Source organism: Chelatococcus sp. GCM10030263 (assembly GCF_042666455.1).
GTDB lineage: Bacteria > Pseudomonadota > Alphaproteobacteria > Rhizobiales > Beijerinckiaceae > Chelatococcus.
This window is the reverse complement of sequence record NZ_JBHTDB010000003.1, coordinates 603,407-628,047: the sequence shown is the minus strand read 5'-3', so window position 1 is coordinate 628,047 and position 24,641 is coordinate 603,407. Positions and strand designations below refer to the sequence as shown.

24 protein-coding genes and 1 riboswitch are annotated in these 24,641 nt (G+C 69.1%); of the genes, 19 read left to right on the top strand and 5 right to left on the bottom strand.

Going from position 1 to position 24,641, the window contains the following annotated elements; genetic code table 11:
• Window positions 1-14 precede the first annotated feature (14 nt).
• The 11 genes from ACFQU1_RS07510 to cobJ all read left to right on the top strand — a co-directional run bounded on the left by ACFQU1_RS07510 (window position 15) and on the right by cobJ (window position 12,298).
• Window positions 15-962, top strand: coding sequence for an aldo/keto reductase (locus ACFQU1_RS07510; RefSeq protein WP_378130906.1), 948 nt, complete (start codon window positions 15-17; stop codon window positions 960-962).
• A 94-nt stretch (window positions 963-1,056) separates the two neighbouring features.
• Entirely contained in the window at window positions 1,057-2,298 is a 1,242-nt protein-coding gene (locus tag ACFQU1_RS07505) for an MFS transporter (RefSeq protein ID WP_378130904.1), read from the top strand.
• A gap of 19 nt (window positions 2,299-2,317) precedes the next feature.
• Window positions 2,318-2,516, top strand: a riboswitch (cobalamin riboswitch).
• Window positions 2,517-2,550: 34 nt separating this feature from the next.
• The gene (locus tag ACFQU1_RS07500) at window positions 2,551-2,724 is read left to right on the top strand and encodes a CbtB-domain containing protein (protein ID WP_378130902.1); all 174 of its coding nucleotides are present in this window, start codon (window positions 2,551-2,553) and stop codon (window positions 2,722-2,724) included.
• 7 nt (window positions 2,725-2,731) lie between these two features.
• Entirely contained in the window at window positions 2,732-3,466 is a 735-nt protein-coding gene (locus tag ACFQU1_RS07495; RefSeq protein WP_378130900.1) for a CbtA family protein, read from the top strand.
• Entirely contained in the window at window positions 3,463-3,873 is a 411-nt protein-coding gene (locus ACFQU1_RS07490; RefSeq protein ID WP_378130898.1) for a DUF1636 family protein, read from the top strand. Before ACFQU1_RS07495 ends, ACFQU1_RS07490 begins: the two co-directional genes overlap by 4 nt.
• A complete protein-coding gene (cobW, locus tag ACFQU1_RS07485) occupies window positions 3,870-4,916 on the top strand; it encodes a cobalamin biosynthesis protein CobW (protein ID WP_378130896.1) in 1,047 nt (348 codons plus the stop codon). The genes ACFQU1_RS07490 and cobW overlap by 4 nt, the downstream gene beginning before the upstream one ends.
• A gap of 10 nt (window positions 4,917-4,926) precedes the next feature.
• The gene (gene cobN / locus ACFQU1_RS07480) at window positions 4,927-8,478 is read left to right on the top strand and encodes a cobaltochelatase subunit CobN (protein WP_378130893.1); all 3,552 of its coding nucleotides are present in this window, start codon (window positions 4,927-4,929) and stop codon (window positions 8,476-8,478) included.
• The gene (locus tag ACFQU1_RS07475; RefSeq protein ID WP_378130891.1) at window positions 8,475-10,178 is read left to right on the top strand and encodes a hypothetical protein; all 1,704 of its coding nucleotides are present in this window, start codon (window positions 8,475-8,477) and stop codon (window positions 10,176-10,178) included. The genes cobN and ACFQU1_RS07475 overlap by 4 nt, the downstream gene beginning before the upstream one ends.
• The gene (locus ACFQU1_RS07470; RefSeq protein WP_378130889.1) at window positions 10,171-10,800 is read left to right on the top strand and encodes a precorrin-8X methylmutase; all 630 of its coding nucleotides are present in this window, start codon (window positions 10,171-10,173) and stop codon (window positions 10,798-10,800) included. The genes ACFQU1_RS07475 and ACFQU1_RS07470 overlap by 8 nt, the downstream gene beginning before the upstream one ends.
• Complete coding sequence (locus tag ACFQU1_RS07465) at window positions 10,797-11,537, top strand: precorrin-2 C(20)-methyltransferase (protein ID WP_378130887.1); 741 nt, start codon at window positions 10,797-10,799, stop codon at window positions 11,535-11,537. The genes ACFQU1_RS07470 and ACFQU1_RS07465 overlap by 4 nt, the downstream gene beginning before the upstream one ends.
• Window positions 11,534-12,298 (top strand): precorrin-3B C(17)-methyltransferase, encoded by a 765-nt coding sequence (gene cobJ / locus ACFQU1_RS07460; protein WP_378130885.1) that lies wholly within the window; start codon window positions 11,534-11,536, stop codon window positions 12,296-12,298. Before ACFQU1_RS07465 ends, cobJ begins: the two co-directional genes overlap by 4 nt.
• A 34-nt stretch (window positions 12,299-12,332) precedes the next feature.
• Here cobJ and ACFQU1_RS07455 read toward each other — a convergent pair whose 3' ends face one another.
• The gene (locus ACFQU1_RS07455) at window positions 12,333-13,109 is read right to left on the bottom strand and encodes a cobalt-precorrin-6A reductase (protein WP_378130883.1); all 777 of its coding nucleotides are present in this window, start codon (window positions 13,107-13,109) and stop codon (window positions 12,333-12,335) included.
• Here ACFQU1_RS07455 and cbiE point away from each other — a divergent pair.
• The 3 genes from cbiE to cobM are packed head-to-tail and all read left to right on the top strand — an operon-like array spanning window position 13,108 to window position 15,494.
• Window positions 13,108-14,340, top strand: a complete 1,233-nt coding sequence (gene cbiE / locus ACFQU1_RS07450) for a precorrin-6y C5,15-methyltransferase (decarboxylating) subunit CbiE (protein ID WP_378130881.1) — start codon at window positions 13,108-13,110, stop codon at window positions 14,338-14,340. The genes ACFQU1_RS07455 and cbiE overlap by 2 nt on opposite strands.
• Complete coding sequence (locus ACFQU1_RS07445; protein ID WP_378130879.1) at window positions 14,337-14,726, top strand: cobalamin biosynthesis protein; 390 nt, start codon at window positions 14,337-14,339, stop codon at window positions 14,724-14,726. The genes cbiE and ACFQU1_RS07445 overlap by 4 nt, the downstream gene beginning before the upstream one ends.
• A gap of 3 nt (window positions 14,727-14,729) precedes the next feature.
• Window positions 14,730-15,494 carry a precorrin-4 C(11)-methyltransferase gene (gene cobM, locus ACFQU1_RS07440; RefSeq protein WP_378130877.1) on the top strand — a complete coding sequence of 255 codons (765 nt, stop codon included), beginning with the start codon at window positions 14,730-14,732 and terminating at the stop codon, window positions 15,492-15,494.
• A 330-nt stretch (window positions 15,495-15,824) separates the two neighbouring features.
• Here the strand turns inward: cobM and ACFQU1_RS07435 are convergent, their stop codons facing one another.
• Window positions 15,825-16,937, bottom strand: a complete 1,113-nt coding sequence (locus tag ACFQU1_RS07435) for a cobalt-precorrin-5B (C(1))-methyltransferase (RefSeq protein WP_378130875.1) — start codon at window positions 16,935-16,937, stop codon at window positions 15,825-15,827.
• 242 nt (window positions 16,938-17,179) lie between these two features.
• On the opposite strand from ACFQU1_RS07435, the gene cobA reads away from it, so the two are divergent.
• The 3 genes from cobA to ACFQU1_RS07420 are packed head-to-tail and all read left to right on the top strand — an operon-like array spanning window position 17,180 to window position 20,423.
• Window positions 17,180-18,019: a uroporphyrinogen-III C-methyltransferase gene (gene cobA / locus ACFQU1_RS07430; RefSeq protein WP_378130873.1), complete on the top strand. Its 840-nt coding sequence runs from the start codon at window positions 17,180-17,182 to the stop codon at window positions 18,017-18,019.
• Entirely contained in the window at window positions 18,016-19,332 is a 1,317-nt protein-coding gene (locus ACFQU1_RS07425; RefSeq protein ID WP_378130871.1) for a cobyrinate a,c-diamide synthase, read from the top strand. Before cobA ends, ACFQU1_RS07425 begins: the two co-directional genes overlap by 4 nt.
• Window positions 19,329-20,423: an acyltransferase family protein gene (locus ACFQU1_RS07420; RefSeq protein ID WP_378130869.1), complete on the top strand. Its 1,095-nt coding sequence runs from the start codon at window positions 19,329-19,331 to the stop codon at window positions 20,421-20,423. Before ACFQU1_RS07425 ends, ACFQU1_RS07420 begins: the two co-directional genes overlap by 4 nt.
• Here the strand turns inward: ACFQU1_RS07420 and ACFQU1_RS07415 are convergent.
• Entirely contained in the window at window positions 20,395-20,883 is a 489-nt protein-coding gene (locus ACFQU1_RS07415; RefSeq protein ID WP_378130867.1) for a YbaK/EbsC family protein, read from the bottom strand. The two genes, ACFQU1_RS07420 and ACFQU1_RS07415, sit on opposite strands and share 29 nt — an antisense overlap.
• 160 nt (window positions 20,884-21,043) lie before the next feature.
• Here ACFQU1_RS07415 and ACFQU1_RS07410 point away from each other — a divergent pair, with 160 nt between their 5' ends.
• Window positions 21,044-21,718 carry a hypothetical protein gene (locus ACFQU1_RS07410; protein WP_378130865.1) on the top strand — a complete coding sequence of 225 codons (675 nt, stop codon included), beginning with the start codon at window positions 21,044-21,046 and terminating at the stop codon, window positions 21,716-21,718.
• Between the two features lie 85 nt (window positions 21,719-21,803).
• Here the strand turns inward: ACFQU1_RS07410 and ACFQU1_RS07405 are convergent, their stop codons facing one another.
• Window positions 21,804-22,688: a metallophosphoesterase family protein gene (locus tag ACFQU1_RS07405; RefSeq protein ID WP_378130863.1), complete on the bottom strand. Its 885-nt coding sequence runs from the start codon at window positions 22,686-22,688 to the stop codon at window positions 21,804-21,806.
• Window positions 22,689-23,183: 495 nt separating this feature from the next.
• On the opposite strand from ACFQU1_RS07405, the gene ACFQU1_RS07400 reads away from it, so the two are divergent.
• Window positions 23,184-23,615: an NUDIX domain-containing protein gene (locus ACFQU1_RS07400; protein ID WP_378131612.1), complete on the top strand. Its 432-nt coding sequence runs from the start codon at window positions 23,184-23,186 to the stop codon at window positions 23,613-23,615.
• Here ACFQU1_RS07400 and ACFQU1_RS07395 read toward each other — a convergent pair.
• On the bottom strand, window positions 23,599-24,609 hold the full coding sequence (locus tag ACFQU1_RS07395; RefSeq protein WP_378130861.1) for a glutathione S-transferase family protein: 1,011 nt from the start codon (window positions 24,607-24,609) through the stop codon (window positions 23,599-23,601). The genes ACFQU1_RS07400 and ACFQU1_RS07395 overlap by 17 nt on opposite strands.
• Window positions 24,610-24,641: the final 32 nt, after the last annotated feature.

Below are 24,641 nucleotides of genomic sequence, written 5' to 3'. Positions count from 1 at the left end.
CATCGGAGGATGCCATGGAATACCGCAATCTCGGCCATTCCGGCCTTCGTGTTTCGCTCGTCGGCCTCGGCTGCAACAATTTCGGCGGGCGCCTCGATGTCGAGGCGACGCGCCGCGTCGTCCATAAGGCGATCGATGTGGGCATCACCCTCTTCGATACGGCCGATATCTACGGCAACCGCGGTGGCTCGGAGACGCAGCTCGGCGAGATTCTCGGCGAGAGGCGCAAGGAGATCGTGCTCGCCACCAAGTTCGGCATGGTCATGGATGAGAGCCGGGGGCTGAAGGGCGGCTCGCGGCGCTACATCATGCAGGCGGTCGAGGCGAGCCTGAAGCGCCTCAAGACGGACTGGATCGACCTCTACCAGCTGCATACGCAGGATCCGTTGACGCCGATCGAGGAAACGCTGCGCGCGCTCGAAGACCTCATACGCTCCGGCAAGGTTCGCTATATCGGCTGCTCCAACCTGCCGGCTTGGCAGGTGGTCGAGGCCCATTGGACGGCCCGCGACCGTGGCCTCACCGGCTTCACGTCCATTCAGGACGAATACAACCTCATCACCCGCGGCATCGAGGCCGAGCTCATCCCGGCCGCCGAACGCTACGGCCTCGGTCTTCTGCCGTTCTTCCCGCTGGCTAGCGGCCTTCTCACGGGCAAATATCATCGCGACCAGCCGCCGCCGAGCGGCACGCGGCTGACCGAAGATCGCTATGCCGTCCGCTACTTCAAGGACGAGACCTGGACGGTTGTGGAGGGACTGCGCAGTTTCGCGGAAGCCCGGGGACGCAGCCTGCTCGAGCTCGCCTTCAGCTGGCTCGCGGCGCGGCCGATCGTGACGAGCGTCATCGCCGGCGCGACCAAGCCGGAGCAGGTGGAGGCCAATGTAGCGGCGGTCGACTGGAAATTGTCGGCCGAGGACCTCGCCGAAATCGACCGCATCACCGGCAAGACGGCGGCTTAAGCCGCGACCAACCTCTCGTCATGGCACCGCTGCACGGCCGGCAGCGGTGCCGGCCTTTTGCCTCATGTAACTTCCCACGGCCGATGCAGGACCGATGACGGCGATTTCTCCGAGTTCCCCGTGGACCATCTTCAGACAACGGGATTTCACGTGGTTTCTCGGCTCGCGGTTTTCGGGGTCCGTCGCCCAGCAGATCACCGATGTCGCCGTCGGCTGGCTCGTCTATGACCTGACCGGCAGCGCGCTCGCGCTCGGGCTCGTCGGGCTCGCCGCCTTTCTGCCGGTCATCAGCCTCGTCCTTGTCACGGGCCATGCGGCCGACCGGGTGGACCGGCGGCTCATCATGTTGGCCTGCTACGGGCTCAATGCGGTCATCGCCTTCGGGCTCGCCGCTTTTGCCTTCATGAAGCCGCCGGTCATTTGGCCGATCTATGCGCTCGTCGTCCTCATGGGCGTTTCGCGCGCGTTCTATCAGCCGGCGAGCCAGGCCTTCCTGCCCAATCTCGTGCCGCGGGAGCTCTTCGGCCGGGCGATCGCCTGGGGATCGTCCATTTTTCAGGTCGCGGTGATCACCGGCCCCGCGATCGGCGGACTGCTCTATGTGGCGGGCTCCGAGGTCGCGCTGGCCGGCGCGGGCCTGCTCTTCGCCTGCGCCGCTATCTGCATGGCCGCCGTCCGCCTGCGCGCCGAAAAGGTCCCGCCGCCGAAGGTCGACTGGGCGACGCTGATCGCAGGCCTCACCTTCATTCGCGCCAAGCCGGTCATTCTCGGCGCCGTGACGCTCGATCTCTTCGGCGTGCTGCTCGGCGGCGCGACCGCGCTCCTGCCGATCTATGCGGCGACGATCCTCAGTATCGGGCCGGTCGGGCTCGGGCTGCTGCGCAGCGCGCCGGCGGTCGGCGCAGCCGCCATGGCGCTTCTTCTGGCCTACAGGCCTCTGGCGCGGCGTGCGGGATATCGCATGTTCACGGCCGTGATGATCTTCGGCCTTGCCACTATCGTTTTCGGGCTCTCGACCAATTTCTTCCTCTCGCTCGGCGCGCTCACCGTGCTCGGTGCAGCCGACATGATCAGCGTCTTCGTGCGCCAGACGCTGGTGCAGGCCGACACGCCCGATGCCATGCGCGGGCGCGTGGCGGCCGTGAACACCGTTTTCATCGGCGCCTCCAACCAGCTCGGCGAGTTCGAATCGGGGACGCTCGCGGCCTTCATCGGTGTCGTTCCGGCGGTCGTCGTCGGCGGCGCCGGCACCATCCTCATCGCGCTTTTGTGGACGCGCGTCTTTCCAGCGCTCCTCCACCGCGACAGGCTGATCGAGGATATGCGGCCTGATTGACTTTTGCGGCGAGACCACGTCTAGCTGAGCCCGCGAAGGTCCTCGCGAGAGGTTGAAAGGGAATTCCGGTGCGGGTCGATGACCCAATGCCGGAGCTGCCCCCGCAACTGTGAGCGGTAAGTCTCGCGCCACGATGCCACTGGATCCGAGGGTCCGGGAAGGCGGCACGAGGCGGCGAACCGTGAGCCAGGAGACCTGCCTTCGCCTGTGTCAACTCGGGCGGCTGCCGGTGGGGCGGCCAAGGAGGTTATCATGCAAGTTTATGCCGAGACCCGCGCCGGTTCGCGGACCGATGCTCTCAAGATCGCGCTCGTTGCCTTCGCGATGGGCGTCGCGCTCGTCTTCGTGACGGGCTTCGCCCATTCCGAGGCGATCCACAATGCCGCACACGACACGCGGCATGCGCTGAGCTTTCCCTGCCACTGACCGCGACATGCTCAATCGCGTGCTGGCGGTCGCACTTGCGGCCGGCCTTGTTGCGGGACTTGCGATTGCGGTCCTACAGCATTTCACCACGACTCCGCTGATCCTCGCGGGGGAAGCCTTCGAAAAGCCGGCGGGACATGCATCGCTCGATCCGGCGGCGGGTCTTCGCTTTTCCGGCGCCACCATCATTCTCGCGCATTCCCATGGCGAAGGCGCCCATGACGAGGCGGGCTGGAGCCCGACCGACGGCCTGGAGCGGACCGCCTTCACGAGCCTCGCGACCGTCGTGACGGCGATCGGCTTTGCCCTCATTCTCATGGCCGGCCTCGTCCTCTCGGGCGATCCGATCGATGGGAGGCGTGCGCTCGCCTGGGCGGCGGCCGCCTTCATCGCCACCGGGCTCGCGCCGGCGCTGGGGCTCGCGCCGGAATTGCCGGGCAGCGCCGCCGCGCCGCTGCTCGCCCGCCAGATCTGGTGGATGGGGACCGCCGTGGCCACTGCCGCCGCGCTCTGGCTTCTCATCCGCACGCCAGGGCTCTGGGCCAAGGCCGCCGGCCTCTTGCTGCTGCTCGCGCCGCATGTGATCGGGGCACCGCGTCCGGAGGTCTATGCGAGCGGCGCGCCGGCCGAACTCGCCGGCGCCTTCGCGGCCACTTCGCTCGTAGTCAATGCCGCGCTCTGGGCGAGCGTCGCCGTCGCCGTCGGCTTCTTCTGGCAGCGGTTCAAGCCGCACGCGTCATGAGCGCCGCACAGCCCGGCGTCACGCTCTATGTCTGCGTGACCTGCCGGCGGCCGATCGCCGAAGCGGATGCGGACGGCAAGGCCTATGACGAGCCGGGGCCCGGGCTTGCCGCCAGGCTCGCGGACCGTCTAGCAGCCGACGCGGAGGTCACGGTCACGCCCGTCGCCTGCCTCTCCGTCTGCCGTCGGCCCTGCACGGTGGCGCTCGCTGCGCCCGGCAAATGGACCTATGTCGTCGGCGATCTCGACGCCGACGGCAATGTCGACGACATCGTCACGGCCGCGCGCCAGTTTGCGGCGACCGCCGACGGCATCATACCCTGGCGCGAGCGCCCGCTGCCCTTCCGCAAGAGCGTCGTGGCGCGCGTGCCGCCGCTCGATTTCAAACCGATGGATGAACCGCGATGACAAGTCCCGATGCGGCGAGCGCGAAAATTCCCTGCACCATCGTCACGGGCTTTCTCGGCGCGGGCAAGACGAGCCTGTTGCGCCATGTGCTCGGCCAGGCCGACGGCCGGCGGCTCGCCGTGATCGTCAATGAATTCGGCGACGTCGGCATCGACGGCGAGATCCTGAAGGGCTGCGGCGTCGAGGCCTGCCCGGAGGACAACATCGTCGAGCTCGCCAACGGCTGTCTCTGCTGCACTGTGGCGGACGATTTCATCCCGGCGCTCGAAGGCCTCCTCGGCAAGGAGCGGCCGCCGGAGCATATCCTGATCGAGACGTCGGGGCTCGCCTTGCCGAAGCCGCTCGTGAAGGCGTTCAACTGGCCGGCGATTTCTTCGCGCGTCACCGTGGACGGCGTCATCACCGTGGTGGACGGCCCGGCGACGGCGGCAGGGCGCTTTGCCGACGATCCCGAGGAACTCGCCAGACAGCGGGCTGCCGACCCTTCGCTCGATCACGACAATCCGCTCGAGGAGGTGTTCGAGGACCAGCTTCTGTCGGCCGATCTCGTCATCCTCAACAAGTCCGATCTCCTTGACCCGGAGGACGAGGCGCGGGTGCGCGCCGAGATCGCCGAGACGGTGCCGCGGGCGGTGAAGGTCATCACCACGCGCGACGGCGTGGTCGACCCCAAGGTGCTGCTCGGCCTTCATGCCGCCGCCGAGAGCGATCTCGACGCCCGTCACTCGCATCACGACGCGGCGGGCGAGCACGACCACGACGACTTCGACAGCTTCATCGTGGAAATCCCCGAACAGCGGGCAGCAGAAGCCATTGTCGCCCGGCTGCGCGAGGCCGCGGCGACGCACGACATCCTGCGCATCAAAGGCTTCCTTGCGATTGCGGGCAAGCCCTTGCGGCTTCTCGTGCAGGGTGTCGGCGAACGCTTCCAGCAGCAGTTCGAGCGGCCGTGGCGCCAGGACGAAGCGCGCCTCGGCCGCCTCGTGGTGATCGGCCAGAAGGGCCTCGACCGCGCGGCGATCACCACAGCGATCACGGGCTGAGGGAAGGGCGATGCATCTCCTGCCGGTGACCACGGTCGGGCTCGACGAGGCGGAAACGCCGGTCGATCTCGCTCAGTCGCCGGCCGAGATGGTCGTGCTCTCCTTCACCGACACGGATCTGTCGGCGCTCGCCGTCGCTTACGGGCTGGAGCAGGCGCATCTGCCGACCTTGCGGCTGGCGAGCCTCAAGCATCTCCGCCATCCGCTCTCCGTCGACCTCTATGTCGAGGCCGTCATCAACCATGCGCGCGTCGTGCTGCTGCGCTGCCTCGGCGGGCGCGACTATCTCGCTTATGGCCTCGACCAGATCGCCGCAAGCTGCTGCCGCCGCGGCGCACTGCTCACGGCGCTTTCCGGCGACGACCGGCCCGACCCGCGGCTCGAAGAACTCTCGACGGTTCCCGGCGAGACCTATGCGGGGCTCGACGGCTATTTTCGCGCTGGCGGCGTCGACAATCTGCGCCAGGCGCTCAGGCTGATGGCGAATGGGCTCGGGCGGGCGCTCGCCGTTCGGCCGCTGCAGCCCGTGCCTGCGGCGGGTGTTGCTTCGCTCGCTAACGAAGAAGGCACTACGGCCGCCTTTCCCTCCCCCCTCGTGGGGGAGGGTAGGGAGGGGGGGGACGCGCCCTCACAGGCGCGTGACGTTCACGGCTTGGTCCCCTCGCCCCGCTTGCGGGGAGAGGGACAGGGTGAGGGGGGAGTTCAACAGGAAAATCAACGCCCCTCACCCGGCCGCTTGGCGGCCGACCTCTCCCCGCGAGCGGGGAGAGGGGGAGCCCCCGTCGCGCTCATCCTCTTCTACCGTTCCGTCCATCTCGCGGGCGATACCGCGCCCATCGACGCGCTCGGCGAGGCGCTCGCGGCACGGGGGCTCATGCCCCTGCCGGTCTATGTAACGAGCCTCAAGGACGAGGCGGCGATCGCGGTGGTCGAGGACCTGATCGCTCGCCACCGGCCGACGATCATCCTCAACACCACCGCCTTCTCGGCGCTGCGTGAGGACGGCACGAGCGTGCTCGACCGCGCCGATTGCCCGGTCCTGCAGGTCGTGCTCGCCGGTGCGCGCCGCGAGGCCTGGGAGGCGAGCCCGCGCGGGCTCGGCCCCGCCGATGTTGCCATGAATATCGCCCTGCCGGAGATCGACGGGCGCATCGCGACGACTGCCATCTCCTTCAAGGCGGAGACCGAGCGCGATCCGGCGCTCGAATTCGCGCATATCCGCCATCAAGCCGACCCCGATCAGATCGCGCTCGTCGCCGATCGTGCCGCGGGCTGGATGAAGCTCGCGCGCAAACCCCCTGCCGAGCGGCGGCTTATCCTCGTCATCGCCGATTATCCCTCGCGCGGTGGCCGCACCGGCTATGCGGTCGGGCTCGACACGGCGCGCAGCACGGCCGGCATTCTGAAGCTCCTCGGCGAGGCCGGCTATGCGGTCGAGACTGTCGACGCGACGGCCGTGCTGCCGCAGCTCGAAGCGGGCCGGGAACGGGCGCAGCTCTCGCTCGCGTCTTATGAAAAGTGGCTCGCCGGCACGTCCACCCCATTTCGCGAGGCCGTCATCGGCGCCTGGGGGCAGCCGCAGGACGATCCGGCCTTCAACGACGGTTTCAGCTTCCCCGTTCTGCGTGCCGGCCATGTGGTGATCGCGCTGCAGCCCGAGCGCGGCCGCACCGCCGAGCGCAAGGCGAGCTACCACGACCCGGCGCTGCCGCCGCGCCACGGCTATTGCGCTTTCTATGCTTGGCTTGCCCAGACAGAAGTCCTCGATGCCATCGTCCATCTCGGCACCCACGGCACGCTCGAATGGCTGCCGGGCAAGACGGTAGCCCTATCTCCCGCCTGTGCGCCGCAGGTGCTGACCGGCGGCTTGCCGGTGATCTATCCCTTCATCGTCAATAATCCGGGGGAGGCGGCGGTCGCCAAGCGCCGCATTGGCGCCGTGACCATCGGCCATCTGACGCCGCCCATCATGGAGGCGGGGCTCGACGGTCCGGCCGCCGAGCTCGAAGCGCTGATCGACGAATATGCCGCGGCCGACGGCCTCGACGGCAAGCGCCAGCTGTTGCTCAGGGCGGCGATCGTCGAGAAGGCACGGGCGAGCGGGCTCGCCGCCGAATGCGGGGCGGAGGCGGCCGACGACGAGGCGCTGATCACCGCGCTCGATGCCTGGCTCTGCGACCTCAAGGAATTCGCCATTCGCGACGGGCTTCATGTTTTCGGCGAGGCACCGCTCGCCGAGGCGGCGGCCGCCATGGCCGCCATGGCAGGGGAGGCGTGGGCGGAAGCTGCGCTGCGCTTGGCTGCCGCGCCGGGCGCCGAGCGGCAGGCGCTGCTCGCGGCGCTCGACGGGCGCTTCGTTCCGCCGGGCCCGGCGGGCGCGCCGACGCGCGGCCGGCTCGACGTGCTGCCGACCGGGCGCAATCTCACCGGGCTCGACCCACGGTCCATCCCGACGCGCACCGCACTCGTCGTGGGCGAGAGGGCGGCGGCCGAGGTGCTCAGGCGCTATCTCCAGGACAATGGCGAGTGGCCACGCGCCCTCGTCATGGACCTCTGGGCCTCGGCGACGCTCCGCACCGGGGGCGATGATCTCGCCGAGGCGCTGGTGCTGATGGGCGCGCGTCCCACCTGGGATCATGCGTCGAGCCGTGTCACAGGCGTCGCGATCGTGCCCGGGCCGAAGCTCGACCGGCCGCGCATCGATGTGACCTTGCGCGTCTCCGGCCTCTTCCGCGATGCCTTCGCGGCGCAGATCACGCTCTTCGATCAGGCGGTGCAGGCGATCGCCGCGCTCGACGAGGGCGATGACGTCAATCCGCTGGCGGCGGCGCGCCGGCGTCGCGCGAGCCTCGACCGCATCTTCTCCGGCGCGCCCGGCACCTATGGCGCGGGCGTCTCCGGCACCGTGCTCGATGGGGAATGGGAGAGCCGCGCCGGGCTCGGCGAGGCCTATCTCGCGGCCGGCGCCTATGCACTTCAGGCCGATGGCGGCGCGCGCCCGGCGGCCGCGGCTTTTCGCGCCCGCGTGCAGGCGGCGGATGCGCTCGTCCACGCCCAGGACGATCGCGAGCGCGACGCACTCGATACCGAGGATGTGGCCGATTTCGTCGGCGGCTTCGCGGCCGCAGCCGCGGCGCTCGGAGCCTCGCCCGCCCTGATCCATCTCGACACCAGCCGGCCCGAAGCGCCGCGCGCCCGCCTCATGGGCGAGGAAATCGCGCGCATCGTACGCGGCCGGCTCGCCAATCCGCGCTGGATCGAGGGCCAGCTCCGGCACGGCTATCGCGGCGCCGCCGAGCTCGCGCAAGGGGTCGATGCGCTCTATGCCTTCGCCGCAACGACCGATGTGGTGACCTCCAGGCAATTCGAGGCGGTGTTCGACGCTTATCTCGGCGACGAGGCGGTGTGGAGCCGCGTGATGGCCGTGAACCCGTCAGCCGGCAAGGCGATGGCCGCACGCTTCAGCGAGGCATTGCGGCGCGGGCTCTGGCAGCCGCGGCGCAATTCGGTCTTCGCGCGCTTGGCGAATGCCTTGGGCGAACCGGCGGAGGCCGCGGAATGAGCGCGCCAACGCAAGCATCCCTGCGCCGCGGCTGGTGCCCCGGCGCGCTCCGCCCAATGGCGACCGGCGACGGCTTTTTGCTGCGCATCCGCCCGCGCATCGGGCGGCTCACCGCCGAAGAGGCACACACCGTCGCGGATGTCGCGCGGCGCCACGGCAACGGCCTCGTCGACCTGACGAGCCGCGGCAATCTGCAGCTCCGGGGCCTCAAGCCGGAAACGCTCGACGATGCACAGGCGAGCCTTGCCGCGGCCGGCCTTCTCGATGCCACGACGCAAGCGGAGGCCATGCGCAATATGCTGGTGAGCCCGCTCACCGGGCTCGATCCCACCGCAGTCTGCGATGCGAGCGGTCCGGCGCGTGCGCTGGAGGCCGCGCTGACAAGCTTTCCCACGCTTCTTGGGAAGGGCGCTGGTTTACCTCTCCCCATCGGGGAGAGGTCGGCCGCGAAGCGGACGGGTGAGGGGTACTGTTCTCCAGCTGTCCCGGCTTCCCCCCTCACCCTAACCCTCTCCCCGCAAGCGGGGAGAGGGGATGACGGGATCGCCGCGACCAGTCCAGGAGCCGGGGACGGATCCGCCCTTCCCGACAAGTTCCTGTGGCTCGTTGACGACGGCGGGGCGGTGGCGCTCGACGATGTCGCCGCGGATGTCCGCTTTCGAGCGGAGCGCAATGGCGGGGGTGACCGCTGGGCCATCGGGCTCGACAGCGGCGATGGCCCATCTTGGATCGGCTTCTGCGCCGCCGATGCGCTGCCGGCGACAGCCGAGCGGCTGGCCCGCGCTTTTGTCGCCGTTGCCGGCTCCGCGCGGCGGATGCGCGAACTCGACGCCGCGGCGCGGGCGCGGCTGGTCGCGCGTGCGGGACTGGATGCTTCTGGCCAGAGCGCAGCGGCCGCGGAGCGGGCGCGCCGAGCGGGCGAGTGGTCCCCTCTCCCCGGCGGGGAAAATGCTGAGGTGAGGGGGAACGTTTCTCCCTGCATGAGCCTATCACCCCCTCACCCGGCCGCTGTGCGCCCGACCTCTCCCCGCCGGGGAGAGGTGAACGCGCGCCCTTCGGCCTGCGCGGAGGGGGAGGTCTCCCGGGGAGGCCCCCCGGTTGTCGGCCTATGGCCACTTGATGACCGCTGCGTTCTCACGGTCGCCGCCCCCTTCGGGCGTATGACGGCTGACGGCTTCGACCGGCTTGCGGTCCTTGCCGACGCATACGGTATCGGCGAAATGCGCTTCGGGCCGTGGCGGCAGATCCATATTCCCGGCCGCGCCGGCGCAGTGATGGCGCCTGCGCTGGAGGACGCCACAGCCGCCGGCTTCATCACCGATCCCGGCGATCCCCGGCTTGCGATCGCCGCCTGTCCGGGCAAGTCGGCCTGCACGAGCGGCGAGACCGCCACTCAGGCCGACGCGGCGCTCATCGCCGCCACCGTACCGGCCCTTGCAGCCGCCGGCCTCAACCTGCACATCTCCGGCTGCGCCAAGGGCTGCGCCCGGCCGGCTGACGCGGCGCTGACCTTCATCGGCGAAAATGGCCGTTATGGCCTCGTGCGCGGGCGCTCGACCCGTGCTAGGCCGCTCGTTCACATGGACGCGGCGCGTGCCGCCGCCGGTCTCGCGCGCTTGACCGCCTCCGGCGGCGCGGCGACGCTCGTGCGTCTCACCGACAAGGAACTCTGCAGCATGTTCGAGGCCGCCGATGGCTGAGCGGGACTACATTCGCGACGGCGCCGAGATCTACCGGCGTTCCTTCGCCATCATCCGCGCCGAAGCGGATCTTGCGCGTTTCTCGCTGCTCGAGGAGCGGGTCGCCGTGCGCATCATCCATGCCTGCGGCATGGTGGAGGTGGCGCGCGACATTCGCATGTCCGCGGATTTCGCCAGGACGGCGCGGGCCGCCTTGCATGCCGGTGCGCCGATACTCTGCGATTCCAAGATGGTGGCGAACGGCATCACGCGGGCACGCCTGCCGGCCGACAATGCTGTGATCTGCACGCTCGATGATCCGGCCGTGCCGGAACTGGCCGGCAAGCTCGGCAATACGCGCACGGCCGCCGCCATGGAGCTGTGGCGGCCGCGACTGGCCGGCGCGCTCGTCGTCGTGGGCAATGCGCCGACGGCGCTCTTTCGCCTGCTCGAAATGCTCGACGAGGGCGTCGCGCCGCCGGCCGCCGTCATCGGACTGCCGGTCGGCTTCGTCGGTGCGGCCGAGTCGAAAGAGGCGCTGATGGCCGACGGGCGCCTGCCCGCGCTGATCGTTGCCGGCCGCAAGGGCGGCAGCGCCATGGCGGCGGCGGCGGTCAATGCACTCGCGAGGGATGCGGAGTGAGCGAGGCGGTCAATGGCGGCACGCTCTACGGGGTCGGGGTCGGCCCCGGCGATCCCGATTATATGACGCTGCGCGCCGCGAAGGTGATCGGCGCGGCGGAGGTCGTCGCCTTCTTCGCCAAGCGCGGCCGGCCGGGCCATGCGCGCACCATCGCCGCCGGCCTCTTCTCCGGCAACTGTCGCGAGATGCCGCTCGTCTATCCGCTGACCACGGAGATCGCGCCGCATACGGAGGAATACCGAACGCAGCTCGCGGCCTTCTACGAGGAGAGCACGGCCGCCATTACCGCCGAGCTTCAGGCGGGCGCGAGCGTTGCCGTGCTCTGCGAGGGCGATCCCTTCTTCTACGGCTCCTTCATGCATCTTTGGCGGCGGCTCTACGGCCGCTGGCCGATCGAGGTGGTGCCCGGCGTCACCGGCATGGCCGGCGCCTGGACGCGTGCGGCAACCCCCATCACCTGGGGTGACGACATCCTCACCGTGCTGCCGGCCACATTGTCCGAAGAGATGCTGACCGACCGCCTCCAGGCAACGAATGCGGCCGTCATCATGAAGCTCGGCCGGCACCTGCCGAAGGTGCGGCGGGCGCTCGCGGCGGCGGGACTTGGCAGCCGCGCGGTCTATGTGGAGCGCGGCACCATGAGCGAAGAGCGCATCCTGCCGCTCGAAGCTGTCACCGATGAGACCGCGCCCTATTTCGCCATGGTGCTGGTGCCGGGGGAGGGCAGGCGGCCGTGACGGGGCGGCTCACCGTGGTGGGGCTCGGGCCGGGGCCGGAGCGCTGGATCACGCCCGCCGCGAGCGCCGCGCTCGACGCGGCCACCGACGTGGTCGGCTACGGACCTTATCTCGCCCGCCTTCCTGCGAAGCCCGGCCGCGTGCTGCATGCGAGCGACAATCGGGTCGAGCTGGAGCGGGCGCAGCATGCGCTGACGCTCGCCGCCGAGGGGCGCGCCGTCGTGGTCGCCTCGGGCGGCGATCCCGGCGTCTTCGCGATGGCGGCTGCCGTCTTCGAGGCCATCGAGGCTGGCCCCGCCGCTTGGCGGGCGCTGGAGGTCGTCGTCGAGCCGGGGGTCACCGCGATGCTGGCCGCCGCGGCACGCCTGGGGGCGCCGCTCGGCCATGATTTCGCTGCCGTGTCGCTCTCGGACAATCTGAAGCCCTGGGATGTCGTGCTCAAGCGCCTTCGCCTGGCGTCCGAGGCTGATTTCGTGCTCGCGCTCTACAATGTCGCCTCGCGCGCCCGGCCGCATCGCCTCGCGGAGGCTTTTGCGGCGCTCGGCGAGATCCGTGCGGCCGAGACGCCGGTCGTCTTCGCCCGTGCGGTCGGGCGGCCGGATGAGGCGATCACCATTTGCCGGCTCGATGAGGCGGCGGGAATGGTGGCCGACATGGCGACCCTCGTCATCGTCGGCTCGTCGCAGACCCGTGTGATCGAGCGCCCGGTCGGGCCGGCTGTCTATACGCCGCGCAGCTATGGGGTGGGGCATGAGGTGTGACGCGGCGCCACCACCCTCCCCTCGAGGGGGAGGGCTATGCCGACCGACCTCCCCCCTCGAGTGGGAGGTTGGATGCGGCTGCGGTTTCCAGCCACCCCATCACCTCTTCCGGCGCGTAGAATGTCGGCACGGCAGGCTTGTCCGGCCGGGCGACCATGATCACGGGAAGCCCGAGATGCCGTGCCGCGACGAGCTTGCCCGCAGTCGCCTCGCCGCCGGAGTTCTTAGTCACAAGGATCTCGATGCCTTCGCGCCGCATCAGCACCTCCTCGGCGTCGGCCGAAAAGGGGCCGCGCGCCTGGATGAGTGTGACATTCAAGGCGAGCCCATCCGGCGCGTCGATGGTGCGCACGAGATAATGATGCTGCGGCACTGCCGCGAAAGCGTGCAGGCTCAGGCGCCCGACCGTCAGGAACACGCGCTTCGGCGCTTCACCGAGGGCTGCGGCGGCCGCTTCGGCGCTCGCGACCTCCTGCCAGCGGTCGCCGGCTTGCGACGTCCACGCCGGGCGCGTCAGGCGGGCGAGCGGCAGGTCGAGCGCGGTGCAAGCTTTGGTCGCATTGGCGGAGATCTGTGCGGCAAAGGGATGGGTGGCGTCGACAACGGCCGCGATGCCTTCGTTCTGCAGAAAGCGTATCAGCCCGTCCACGCCGCCGAAGCCGCCGATGCGGCGCGGGATCGGCGAGGGGGCGAGGTCGCGCGTGCGCCCGGCCAGCGACAGGATGGGCGCCACATCCGGCCGGCCGGCGAGCAGGGCGGCGAGGCGGCTCGCCTCGGTGGTGCCGCCGAGCAGCAGGAGCTTTAAGGCCATGTCGTCGGGTCCTTCCCAAGTCGCGTCGCCATGGCTTGCCGTCATCGGCATCGGCGAGGACGGCATCGCCGGGCTCACCGCCGAGGCGCGCCGGCTGATCGGCGGGGCCGGGCTCGTCGTCGGCGGCCGGCGTCATCTCGCGCTGGTGGAGGGCCTCGTCAAGGGGGAGGCGCTCTCCTGGCCGAGCCCGATCTCCGATGCCTTTCCCGCTATCCTCGCCCGGCGTGGCACGCTGGTGGCCGTCCTCGCGAGCGGCGACCCCTTCTGCTACGGTATCGGCAGCGTACTGGCCGACCTTGTGCCTGCCGCGGATATGACGGTGCTGCCACAGCCCTCTGCCTTCAGTCTTGCCGCCGCCCGCCTTCGCTGGGCGCTGCAGGATGTCGCCACCGTCTCGCTGCACGGCCGGCCGCTCAGCCGACTCATTCCCCTGCTGCAGCCGGACGCGCGCATCCTGGCGCTCGCCTGGGACGCCACGACGCCGGGCAAGATCGCGGCGCTCCTTTCCGCCCGCGGCTTTGGCGCCTCGCGCGTCACGGTGCTGGAGCGCCTCGGCGGGCCGCAGGAGCGGGTGCGCACCGGCGTCGCCGCCTCCTTCGCGCTGCAGGATATCGATTCGCTCGTCACGATCGCGCTCACGGTCATCGCCGCACCCGATGCCGGCGTCATTCCCCTCGCCAGCGGGGTCGATGACGGATTCTTCGAGCATGATGGGCAGATCACCAAGCGCGAAATGCGCGCGCTCGCCCTGTCCGCCCTGTCCCCGCGCCAAGGCGAGCTGTTGTGGGACGTGGGCGCCGGCTCGGGCTCGGTCGCCATCGAATGGATGCTGTGCCATCCCTCGCTGCGCGCCATTGCCGTCGAGGCGCGCAACGACCGCGCCGGCCGCATCACGCGCAATGCCGAAGCGCTCGGCGTGCCGGAGCTTGCGGTCGTCGAAGGCGAGGCGCCGCAGGTGCTCGACGGGCTCGCACCGCCGAAGGCAATCTTCATCGGCGGCGGCGCCAGCCGCGAGGGCCTCATCGCCCGTTGCTGGGCGGCGCTGCCGGCCGGCGGGCGGCTCGTCGCCCATGCGGTGACGCTCGAAGGGGAGGCGGCGCTCGTGGCCGGCCAGGGACTCCATGGCGGCGAGCTCACGCGCATCGGCATCGAGCGGGCGGAACCCATCGGCCGCTTCCAGGGCTGGCGGCCGGCACGGCCGGTGGTGCAATGGCGGGCGCGCAAGTCGTGAGCACAGTCGGGGATATCGTCGCCGGCTTCGGCTTTCGCCAAGCGGCGACGGCTGAGGATTTTGACGCGGCGCTTGCAGCGACGCTCGCGGCGGCCGGCATGCCGGTGGCGGTGGTCGGCGCGATCGCCGTGCCCGAGGCGAAGCACAGCCCGGCCGTTGAGGTTTTTGCCGCCATGCGGGCTCTGCCGCTCATGGCAGTGAGCCGGGACGACATGCAGCGCGCGGCCCCTGGCTGCGCCACGCATTCGGCGCGCAGCGAGGCGGCGCAGGGTGTGCCCTCCGTGGCGGAGGCGGCAGCGCTGGCGGGCGCCGGCACCGGGGCGGACCTCATTCAGGCGCGGGTCGCGACGGCGGTTGTCACCTGCGCGCTTGCGAAGAAACGGTAAGTCATGACCATCCATTTCATCGGCGCCGGGCCCGGCGCGGCCGATCTCATCACCGTGCGCGGGCGCGATCTCGTGGCGCGCTGTCCGGTTTGCCTCTATGCAGGATCGCTCGTGCCGCGCGAGGTGCTGAGCTGGTGCCCGGAGGGCGCGCGCATCGTCGATACGGCGCCGCTCGCGCTCGACGCCATTATCGCCGCGATGGCCGAGGCCCATGCCGCCGGCCAGGATGTGGCGCGGCTCCATTCCGGCGATCTCTCCATATGGAGCGCTATGGGCGAGCAGTTGCGCCGGCTCGATCGGCTCGGCATTCCCTACAGCATCACGCCGGGCGTGCCGGCCTTCGCGGCGGCTGCGGCGGCGCTCGGACGGGAGCTCACGCTGCCGGGGGTCGCGCAATCCGTCGTGCTGACACGCACCTCCGGCCGCGCCACCGCCATGCCCGAGGGCGAAAAGCTCTCGGCTTTCGCCGCGACCGGCGTGACGCTCGCCATCCATCTCTCGATCCATGTGTTGGACCGCGTCGTCGCGGAGCTGACGCCGTATTACGGGCCGGACTGTCCCGTTGCCATCGTCGCGCGGGCGACCTGGCCGGACGAGCGCATCATCCGCGGCACGCTGTCCACCATCGCAGCCGCCATGGCGGCCGAGCCGGTGGAGCGCACGGCGACGATCCTCGTCGGGCCCGCACTCGCGGCCCAAGACTTTTCCGAAAGCGCGCTTTATGGCGCGCATTATGTGCGGCGCTTTCGCGGTGGGGAGGCGGGATAAAGCGCGCGCCCACCTCTCCCCGGCGGGGAGAGGTCGGCCCGAAGGGCTGAGTGAGGGGGACATCGTCGATGAAAAACACATCCTTCGACGGACGCAGAACTCGCCTCCAACCACAGGCGCGAAGCGATGCTCCGCGCTGCGGGCTACGAGATCCTTCGTGTCACGAATGCGGAGATCTACGAGCACATCGACTTGTGCTCGAAACGATCCTTGTCGCATTGGAAAGACGTGCGACCTGGTGACCCCTCACCCGCGCCTGCGGCGCGACCTCTCCCCGCCGGGGAGAGGTGAGGCAGCGCTGGGGGGCGAACCGCGCTCTTCGCGGGACGGCTACTCTACCGCTTGAAATGGCGATCGCCCCACGAGCCCACCGTCGCGGTCGAAGACGAGGATTTCGAGCATCATGCCGCTGCCGGCGAGGACGGCGGCGGCCGTCGTCCAGGCATGGCGGGCGATCGCTTCGCCGATCGGTATGCCCGCGGCTTTCGCCGCATTGAGCACTTCGAGCGCGGTATTGGCCCGCCGCGCATGGGCGATGAGATCGGCCGGGGCGCCGGTCGCTGCGAGAAGGCCGGCGAGCCAGTCGAGATCTACCTCGCCGGCGCGCGAGTGGAGATCGAGCCTGCCTTGCGCGAGCTTCGTCATCTTGGCGAAACCGCCCGCCACCGTGACGCGCGGCACGGGATGGCGGCGGAGATATTTCAACATCCCGCCGACGAAATCGCCCATGTCGATCAGCGCCTGTTCGGGCAGGCCATGAAACTGCTGCGCGGCCTTTTCCGAGGTGGCGCCGGTCGCGCCGGCCACATGGTCGATACCGAGAGCGCGCGCGACATCGATGCCGCGGTAGATGGAATGGATCCAGGCCGAGCAGGAGAACGGCACGACGATGCCCGTCGTGCCGAGAATGGAGATGCCGCCGAGAATGCCGAGCCGCGGGTTCATGGTCTTCTTTGCCAGCGCCTCGCCGCCGGGCACCGCGATCTCCACGACAATGTCGGTCGGACCGGCGAGCGCCTTCGCGGCTTCCTCGATCACGCCGGCCATCATGGCGCGCGGCACGGGATTGATGGCGGGCTCGCCGGGCGGCAGCGGCAGGCCGGGCAGGGTGACCGTGCCGACGCCGGTGCCAGCCCGGAAAGTGACGCCGCTGCCGGGAGTGCCACGCCGCACAGTGGACAGGATGAGGGCGCCGTGCGTCACGTCCGGGTCGTCGCCCGCATCCTTGACGATGCCGGCCTCCGCCGCATCGTCCATCAGCCGCTGCGTGGCGAGCGCAAAGGCCGGCTCGCCGCCGCCGGGCAGGCGCACGGTCACGGGATCGGGAAAGCGGCCCGTCACGAGCGCCTCATAGGCGGCGCGCGTCGCGGCCGTGGCGCAGGTGCCCGTCGTCCAGCCTCGGCGCAGATCAGGCCGTGAGCCAGACGTTTCATCGTCCTTCATGGCAAGTTCTGTAGCGCCTCCTTGCCGTCGCGTCATCTTGAGGGTAGAGCCGTTCGCGAGACGCCAGAAACACTCCGTCATCCCCGGCCTTGTGCCGAAATCGGGCTTGCCTGTTTTTCGGTTGAAGAGACCCAGGGTCCTGATCGGATTGACGCTGTCGCTCTCCGCATCGGGATGGCCGGGACAAGCCCGACCATGACGGTGGACATTGGTCCTACGGGCGAGCCGTCGTCAAAAGCTAAATGACCGACACCAACTTCGATAGCGAACAGAACGGCGGCGGGTTGCGTTCCCTCACCCCGCCCTTCCGGCCGGGAGAGGTCTGGCTCGTCGGCGCGGGGCCGGGCGACCCCGGCCTGCTGACGCTGCATGCGGTCAATGCGCTCGCCGAGGCCGATATCGTCATTTACGATGCACTGGTCGACAAGCGCGTGCTCGCGCTGGCGCGGGCCGGGGCGGTGCTCGAATATGCGGGCAAGCGCGGCGGCAAGCCGTCGCCACAGCAGGCCGACATCACCCGGCGGTTGATCGCCTTGGCGCGCGAAGGCAAGCGGGTGCTACGTCTCAAAGGAGGCGATCCCTTCGTTTTCGGCCGTGGCGGCGAAGAAGCGCTGGCGCTCGTTGCAGCGGGCGTGCCCTATCGCATCATCCCCGGCATCACGGCCGGGCTCGGCGGGCTTGCAAGCGTCCAGATCCCGGCGACCACCCGCGGCACCAACCAGGCGGTGGTGCTCGCCACGGGCCACGCGGCCGAAGGCTCGGACGAGGATCCGGACTGGGCGGCGCTGGCGAGGCTCGGCCAGCCGATCGTGCTCTATATGGCGCTCGCCAACCTGCCGCGCATTACCGCGGCGCTGATGGCGGGCGGCGCCGACGGCGCAACGCCGGTCGCCGTTGTCTCCTCGGCGACCCTGCCGAATGCGCGCGTCGTCGAAACGACGCTCGCCCGCGCCGTGGCCGATGCGACGGAAGCCGGGCTCGAGGCGCCAGCCATCGTGGCCATCGGGGCGATCGTCAGCTTGCGCGAACAGCTGCGTTCCGGCATCGCGCCGGATGCGTCGCAGGACGGGGCGGACGAATGACGCCGGGCCTCCTCGTCGCGGCGCTGCGCTCCGGCGCCGGCAAGACGACTGTTGCGCTCGGCCTCATGCGTGCGCTCGCCCGGCGGGGCCTCGCCGTCGCGCCGGTTAAATGTGGGCCCGATTATATCGACCCGGCCTTTCACGCCCGCGCCGCCGGCCGGCCGGGCGTCAATCTCGACAGCTGGGCCATGGGCGAGGATCTGCTCGGTGCGCTGCTCCGTCAGCAGGGGACGGGCGCCGACCTCGTCGTCGCCGAGGGCCTGATGGGGCTCTTCGACGGCGTGCCGGGACCCGCGGGGCATACCGGATCGAGCGCCGATATCGCGGCTCGCGCCGGCTGGCCGGTGATCCTCGTGCTCGATGTCTCCGGCCAGTCGCAGTCGGCGGCGGCAATGGCGCTAGGGGCTGCGCGCTACGACCCACGCATCGTGATCGGCGGCGTCATCCTCAACAAGGTGGGCAGCGAGCGCCACCGGCGGCTGGCGGGCGAGGCGATCGAGGCGATCGGTCTGCCGGTTCTCGGCGCCCTGCCGCGCGGTGAGGTGGCGCTGCCGGAGCGGCATCTCGGCCTCGTCCAGGCGCGCGAGACGGAAGCCCTGGACGCCCGGCTCGATGCGCTCGCCGACCTCGTCGCGGCACATATCGATCTCGATCGCGTCGTCGCCCTGGCGCAGCCGACGCAGATCTCTGCGGGTTCGACGGGCTCCCGGCCCGCTGTGCCGCCGCCCGGACAGCGCATCGCCATCGCCGACGATGCCGCCTTTTCCTTTGTTTATCCGCATGTGATCGCGGGCTGGCGGGCGGCCGGCGCGGAAATCCTGCCCTTCTCGCCACTCGCCGATGAGGCGCCGGCCGCCGATGGTGACGTCTGCTGGCTGCCGGGCGGCTATCCCGAGCTGCACGCCGGGCGTCTCGCCGCTAATAGCCGGTTTCTGGACGGCCTTCGCCGTTTTGCGACGACAAGGCCGGTGCATGGGGAGTGCGGCGGCTATATGGTGCTCGGCGAAGCGCTGGTGGATGCAACCGGCGCGAGCCACGCCATGGCCGGGCTCCTGCCGCTCGCCACGAGCTTTGCCAAGCGCAAGCTCCATCTCGGCTACCGCCGCGCGACCTTCACGGCGGCGACGACCTTCGCGCCGGCCGGCGCCACGGCGCGCGGCCACGAATTCCACTATGCCAGCGTCCTCTCCGCCGGAGAGGGCGCCGCGCTCGCCGAGATTACCGACGCCTATGGCCAGGCGCTCGGGCCGGCCGGCCACAAGGTCGGCCCCGTCTCCGGCTCCTTCTTCCACGTCATCGACGTCGCCCCATGATCGCCCCGCCCGGCAAGCCCGATCAGGGTCCGGCTGAACGGCTTCTCCTCGTCCAGATGCTGCGCGCCATGGCCGCCTCCATGGTGGTGGTGCACCATGCCCAGCACGATGCAGAGGCGGTGGCGGCGCATCTCGGCCTTGCCTTCACGCGCGGCGACCTTCTGCCCTGGCTTTCCGGCGTCGACATCTTCTTCGTCATCTCCGGCTTCGTCATGGTGCATGCCTCGGCGAATCTCTTCGGCCGCGTCGGTGCCCGGCGTGTGTTCCTGACGCGGCGGCTCATTCGGATCGTGCCGCTCTACTGGATCGCGACCACGATCTATCTCGCCGTTGCGCTGATTGCGCCGCGCGTGCTGAACAGCGATGCGCCGAGCCTGTGGCAGATCATCGCCTCCTATCTCTTCATCCCCTTCATGCGCGCCGACGGCTTCGTGCAGCCGGTCTATTCGCTCGGCTGGACGCTGAATTTCGAGATGCTCTTCTATTTCGTCTTCGCGGCGGCCATTGCGTTGCCGCGGCGCTGGGCGGTGGCGGCGGCCTCGGCCGGTCTCGCCCTCCTTGTGGCCGGGAACCGCTATCTCGGACCCTGGCCTTTACCGCTCGGCTTCTGGGGCGACACCATCGTGCTCGAATTCGCTTTGGGCATGGGGCTCGCGCTCCTCCGGGCGCAGGGGCTGCGGCTGCCGGGCTTGTTGCGGCTTGCCCTTATCGCTGCAGGCTTCTTCCTGCTGCATCTGGACCTTTCGGCCGCGGATGGCGGCGTCGTGCCGCAGTTCCTGGGCTACGGCATTCCGGCCGCCTTTATCGTCGCGGCCGCCGTACTCGGGCGCGAAACGGGCCGGCCGCCGGTCTTCGAACGCTTCCTCGTTGCGCTCGGCGATGCCTCCTACGCGCTTTATCTGCTGCATCCCTTCGCCATTCGCGCATTGGGGCAGCTTGAGGCGCGGACGCCACTCGGCGCTCTTCTCGGGCCCTGGGGCTTCGTCGCGCTCGCCTATCTCGCCGCGGTGGCGCTCGCGCTCGCCGCCCATCGCTGGGGCGAGCGACCGCTCCTCGACCGCCTCAGGCGACTTGGATCGCCGGCGCGTTGAGCGCCTCGGCCAGCGCCTTCGGCGACACCGCAAAGATGCTGAAGGGGGTTCCGGCGGCCGCCCAGACCTCGTCGAAGGCGATGAGATCTTCGTCGATATAGGTCTTCAGCGCCGTCGCATGGCCGAAGGGTGGGATGCCGCCGATGGCAAAGCCGGTCCATGCGCGCACCCGGTCGGCGTCGGGGCGCGTGAGACCCTCGCCGAGGATGGCGGCGACGCCCTTCTCGTCCACCCGGTTCTTGCCGGAAACGAGGAGGAGATAGGGATCGCCGCTCGTCGCCCCCTCGAAGACGAGCGACTTCACGATCTGCGCGACGGTCGTGCCGCAGGCGGCGGCGGCCTCGTCCGCCGTGCGCGTCGGCTCGTTCATGATGCGAATGGCGATGGGGAGGCCGAGCCTCTCGGCGGCTTCCTGGACCTTGAGGGCGCTGGCGGGCAATGTGGAGGAGGGTGCATCCATCGCTCGGTCTTTCAGGCTTGCATGGGCGCCGGTGGCGCGACATCAATGGAGGCGGCGGGGAACCAAAGCCGACCTCAAGCCTATAAGATGCAACGCGCGAAAGGGGAAGGCGAGGCGGCGCCTCGCCGGTGGACTGTCGAGATCACGAGGGCATTGCTGCGTGTCGGACCCGACCGAAAAGAAGGCTCATGACCTGCGCGAGGCGGTGCGCAGGGCGCGGCTCGACGACGTGGAGCGGGCGGGCATCGTCGCGGACCTGCGCGAGGAGGAATTCGCGCGGCTCGACCTCCTGCAGGCGCGGCTGGAGGCGATCTTCGCCCAGATTCCCGCCGAGGTCGATCTCTTCGACCACGGCATCGTCGCGGGCGACCGGCCGCGCTGCTACATCGACGTTCTCGCCTTCGTCGAGATGGAGCGCGACCGCCGCACCTACCGCTTCGAGGTCGATACCCGTCGTGGACGCGTCGTCGTCGCAATAAGCGAAGATGTGGAGGTCATCGCCACCGCGGTCACCGACTACGTCGCCCGCCGTCTGGTCGAGCGTGAACGGGCGCTTTCCAACAGCCGTATGGTCTTCGCGCCGGCCGATGAGGGCCCGGACCGGCAGCACGCGCTGCCAGCGCCGGCGGCTCAGCTCCCGACGGAGGAGCCGGCTGCCGCGGCGGTGCCACCCGCGCGTCCCGCCCGGCGGTTCGATTGGGGCGACATCATCTTCACCTTCCTTTTCGGAGGGCTTATCGGCGCTGCCATCTTCCAAGCCGTGCTGTGGTTTCTGGCATCCGGTATGCCCGTGCCCGCGTTTCTGGAGCGGCTGTTCGGACCGACGTCGATTTAGGTGGCAATGCGGGAGCGTTGACAGGACATCGCTTGCGCAAAGCCGAAAATTCCGCCTTGCGAGGGCGGGGTAAGAACGTCGATGCTCAGGAAACGGCGATTTCGCCGACCGGCCCTATGGTGGTCTTCGAAGCGTCGAGCCCGCGCGTGCGCACCACGAAGCGTGTCTCGGGGCCGTCCGGCTCAACGCTAATCACGTGGTAGCCTGCGCGATGGGTGAAAAGTCCGCGGATCGCCGAGCAGGAGGGCGCGCCGAGCACCGGCACCGGCTTTTTCGGCCCCTTGATGCGCACCAGCGAGGTGCGGTGATTATGCCCGTGCAGGATGAGCTCGGCCCCGGTCGCGGCGATGATCGCCTGAAAGGCGTCGGAGTCGGTGAGCTGCCGGCCGGCTTTGGCGCCTTCGTAATAGGGCGGGTGATGGATCAGGACGATCCGGCAGATCCCTTCCCGGCCGAGTGCGGTCATGATGGTGGCGAAGCGCTCGAGCTGCTTGGCGCCGAGCGTGCCGCTCGCCACGAAGGGCAGCGTCGGCACGGCCGAGGACAGGCCGACGAGCGCCACGCCCTCACGCCGCCGCACAAAGGGAAATGCGTCCTGCTTCATGTCGTCGCCCTGCATCCAAGGCGCGACGGAACGTGTCAGCGCCTTCAGCGAGCCGCGTACATAGGCGTCGTGGTTGCCGGGCACGAAGGTGACGTGGTCGGGCGTGCCGAGGCGCTCGAGGAAGGCGCGTGCGATAGGGAATTCAGCGGCGAGCCCGATATTGGTGATGTCGCCGGTCAAGGCAACATGGTCGACATTCTGCGCGGCGAGATCGGACAGCACCCGGTCGAGCAGGGGCATGTCATGGATCGCCGCCCGGCCGCGACGCCAATTGACATAGCCCGTGAAGCGCTTGCCCATGAGCTCGCGCAGCTTCGGCGCGGGCAGGGGACCAATATGCGGATCGGAGATGTGAGCAAGAAGCATGCGCGGCGAAAATACCAATTCCCGAGGCCAATGGCTCGATCATGTTGGCGGCCGTCGCGCCGCACAGGTCAAGCTTGCCAGATCTTGCGGGAGAGTCGCGAAAGATCAGGCTCCGTGTCGTACAACGGCTGCTTGCCTGTGAGAAGTCCCCAGTCTAGGAAACCCTAAACTGGGGACCGTGAGCGCGGTCTGAGCAGATGCCGATGATCGGCCGAAGCTGACCACAGCGACAACCATCGGCAGGGCACCCGCACCGCGAGAGTCCCTGCCGAACATCGGCATCTGTTGACCGAAATATCACCAATTCAACGCTATGAATGCCCGTTCGTGCAATGGCTGCGTCGCAATATCGTCTGTGAATCAAATCGATTTAAATATAGAGAAATAATGTCTCGAACCGGATGCTGGCGCTATGCGATCTCTGCATAGAATGTGGTGGGTTGAGTTGGCTTCGACCGAAGTGGATGGGCAGCTTTGACCTTGATCTACCGCCTGATGCATTTGTACTGGCGTTTGTCGCGGGGGCTGACGCTCGGGGTGCGGGCTGCCGTCATCGACGAGCGGAATGCGGTTTTCCTCGTCCGCCACAGTTACGTGAAGGGCTGGCATCTGCCCGGCGGCGGGGTGGAACCGGGCGAAACCCTGCTCGAAGCGCTCTCGCGGGAGCTTCAGGAGGAGGGCAACATCACGCTGACGCAGCCGCCCGCCTTGCATGGCGTCTTTTTCAATGGACGCGCGCCGAGCCGCGACCATGTGGCGGTTTTCGTAGCGCGACATTTCGTCCAGAGCACGCCGAAGGCGCGCGATGCGGAGATCGTCGAAACGGGTTTCTTTCCGCTGGATGCCCTGCCGGCGGACACCTCGCAGGCCACGCGCCGCCGCCTAAAGGAAATCGGTGAGGGCGCCGTCATCAGCCCGCTGTGGTGAAAGGCGAGCCTTCGGCGGGGAGCCGCGCGCGATCATGCGTGGCTGCGAGATCCAGTTCAGGCCCGATGGGCACGATGCCGGTCGGGTTGATGGTGCGATGGCTGCGGTAGTAGTGCTGCTTGATATGATCGAAGTTCACAGTCTCGGCGATGCCGTCGATCTGGTAGAGCTCGCGCAGATAGCTCGACAGGTTCGGGTAGTCCGCGATGCGCCTCACATTGCATTTGAAATGCCCGACATAGACGGCATCGAAACGCACGAGCGTTGTGAAGAGCCGCCAGTCGGCCTCGGTCAGCCGGGAGCCGACGAGATAACGCTGGCCTGACAGACGCGTCTCGATGTCATCGAGGGCCGCGAAGAGAGCCTTGCATGCCTCCTCATAAGCCGCCTGGGTCGTGGCGAAGCCCGCCTTGTAGACCCCGTTGTTGATCGCGTCATAGACGAAGGCGTTCGTGCGGTCGATCTCCGCCCGGAGATCTTCCGGATAGAGATCGTAGGTGACATCCGTGAAGGCGGCGAAGCCCGTGTTGAGCATGCGGATGATCTCCGCGGATTCGTTGTTCACGATCGTCGCGCGTCGGCGGTCCCACAGCACCGGCACGGTGACGCGGCCGGAATAGCCCGGATCGGCCTTTACGTAGACCTCGTAGAGATGGGCCGCATGGTGGACGGTGTCGGGCAGGGTGCCCGGCGCATCGCTGAAGCTCCAGCCGTCCGATCCCATGAAGGAATCGACGATCGACAGGCTGATCACGTCGTCGAGCTTCTTCAGCTTGCGCAGAATGAGCGTGCGGTGCGCCCAGGGGCAGGCCAGGGAGACATAGAGGTGGTAGCGGCCGGGCTCGGCGGTAAAGCCGCCTTCGCCGCTCGGGCCAGGCGCGCCGTCGGCCGTCACCCAGTTGCGGAAGCGGGACGTCTCGCGCTCGAAGTGGCCGCCGGTTTTGGCGGTATCGTACCAGCGGTCCTGCCAAGTTCCATTCACCAAAACGCCCATGGTTCACTCCTTCCGCACAGAGAACAGTCTCG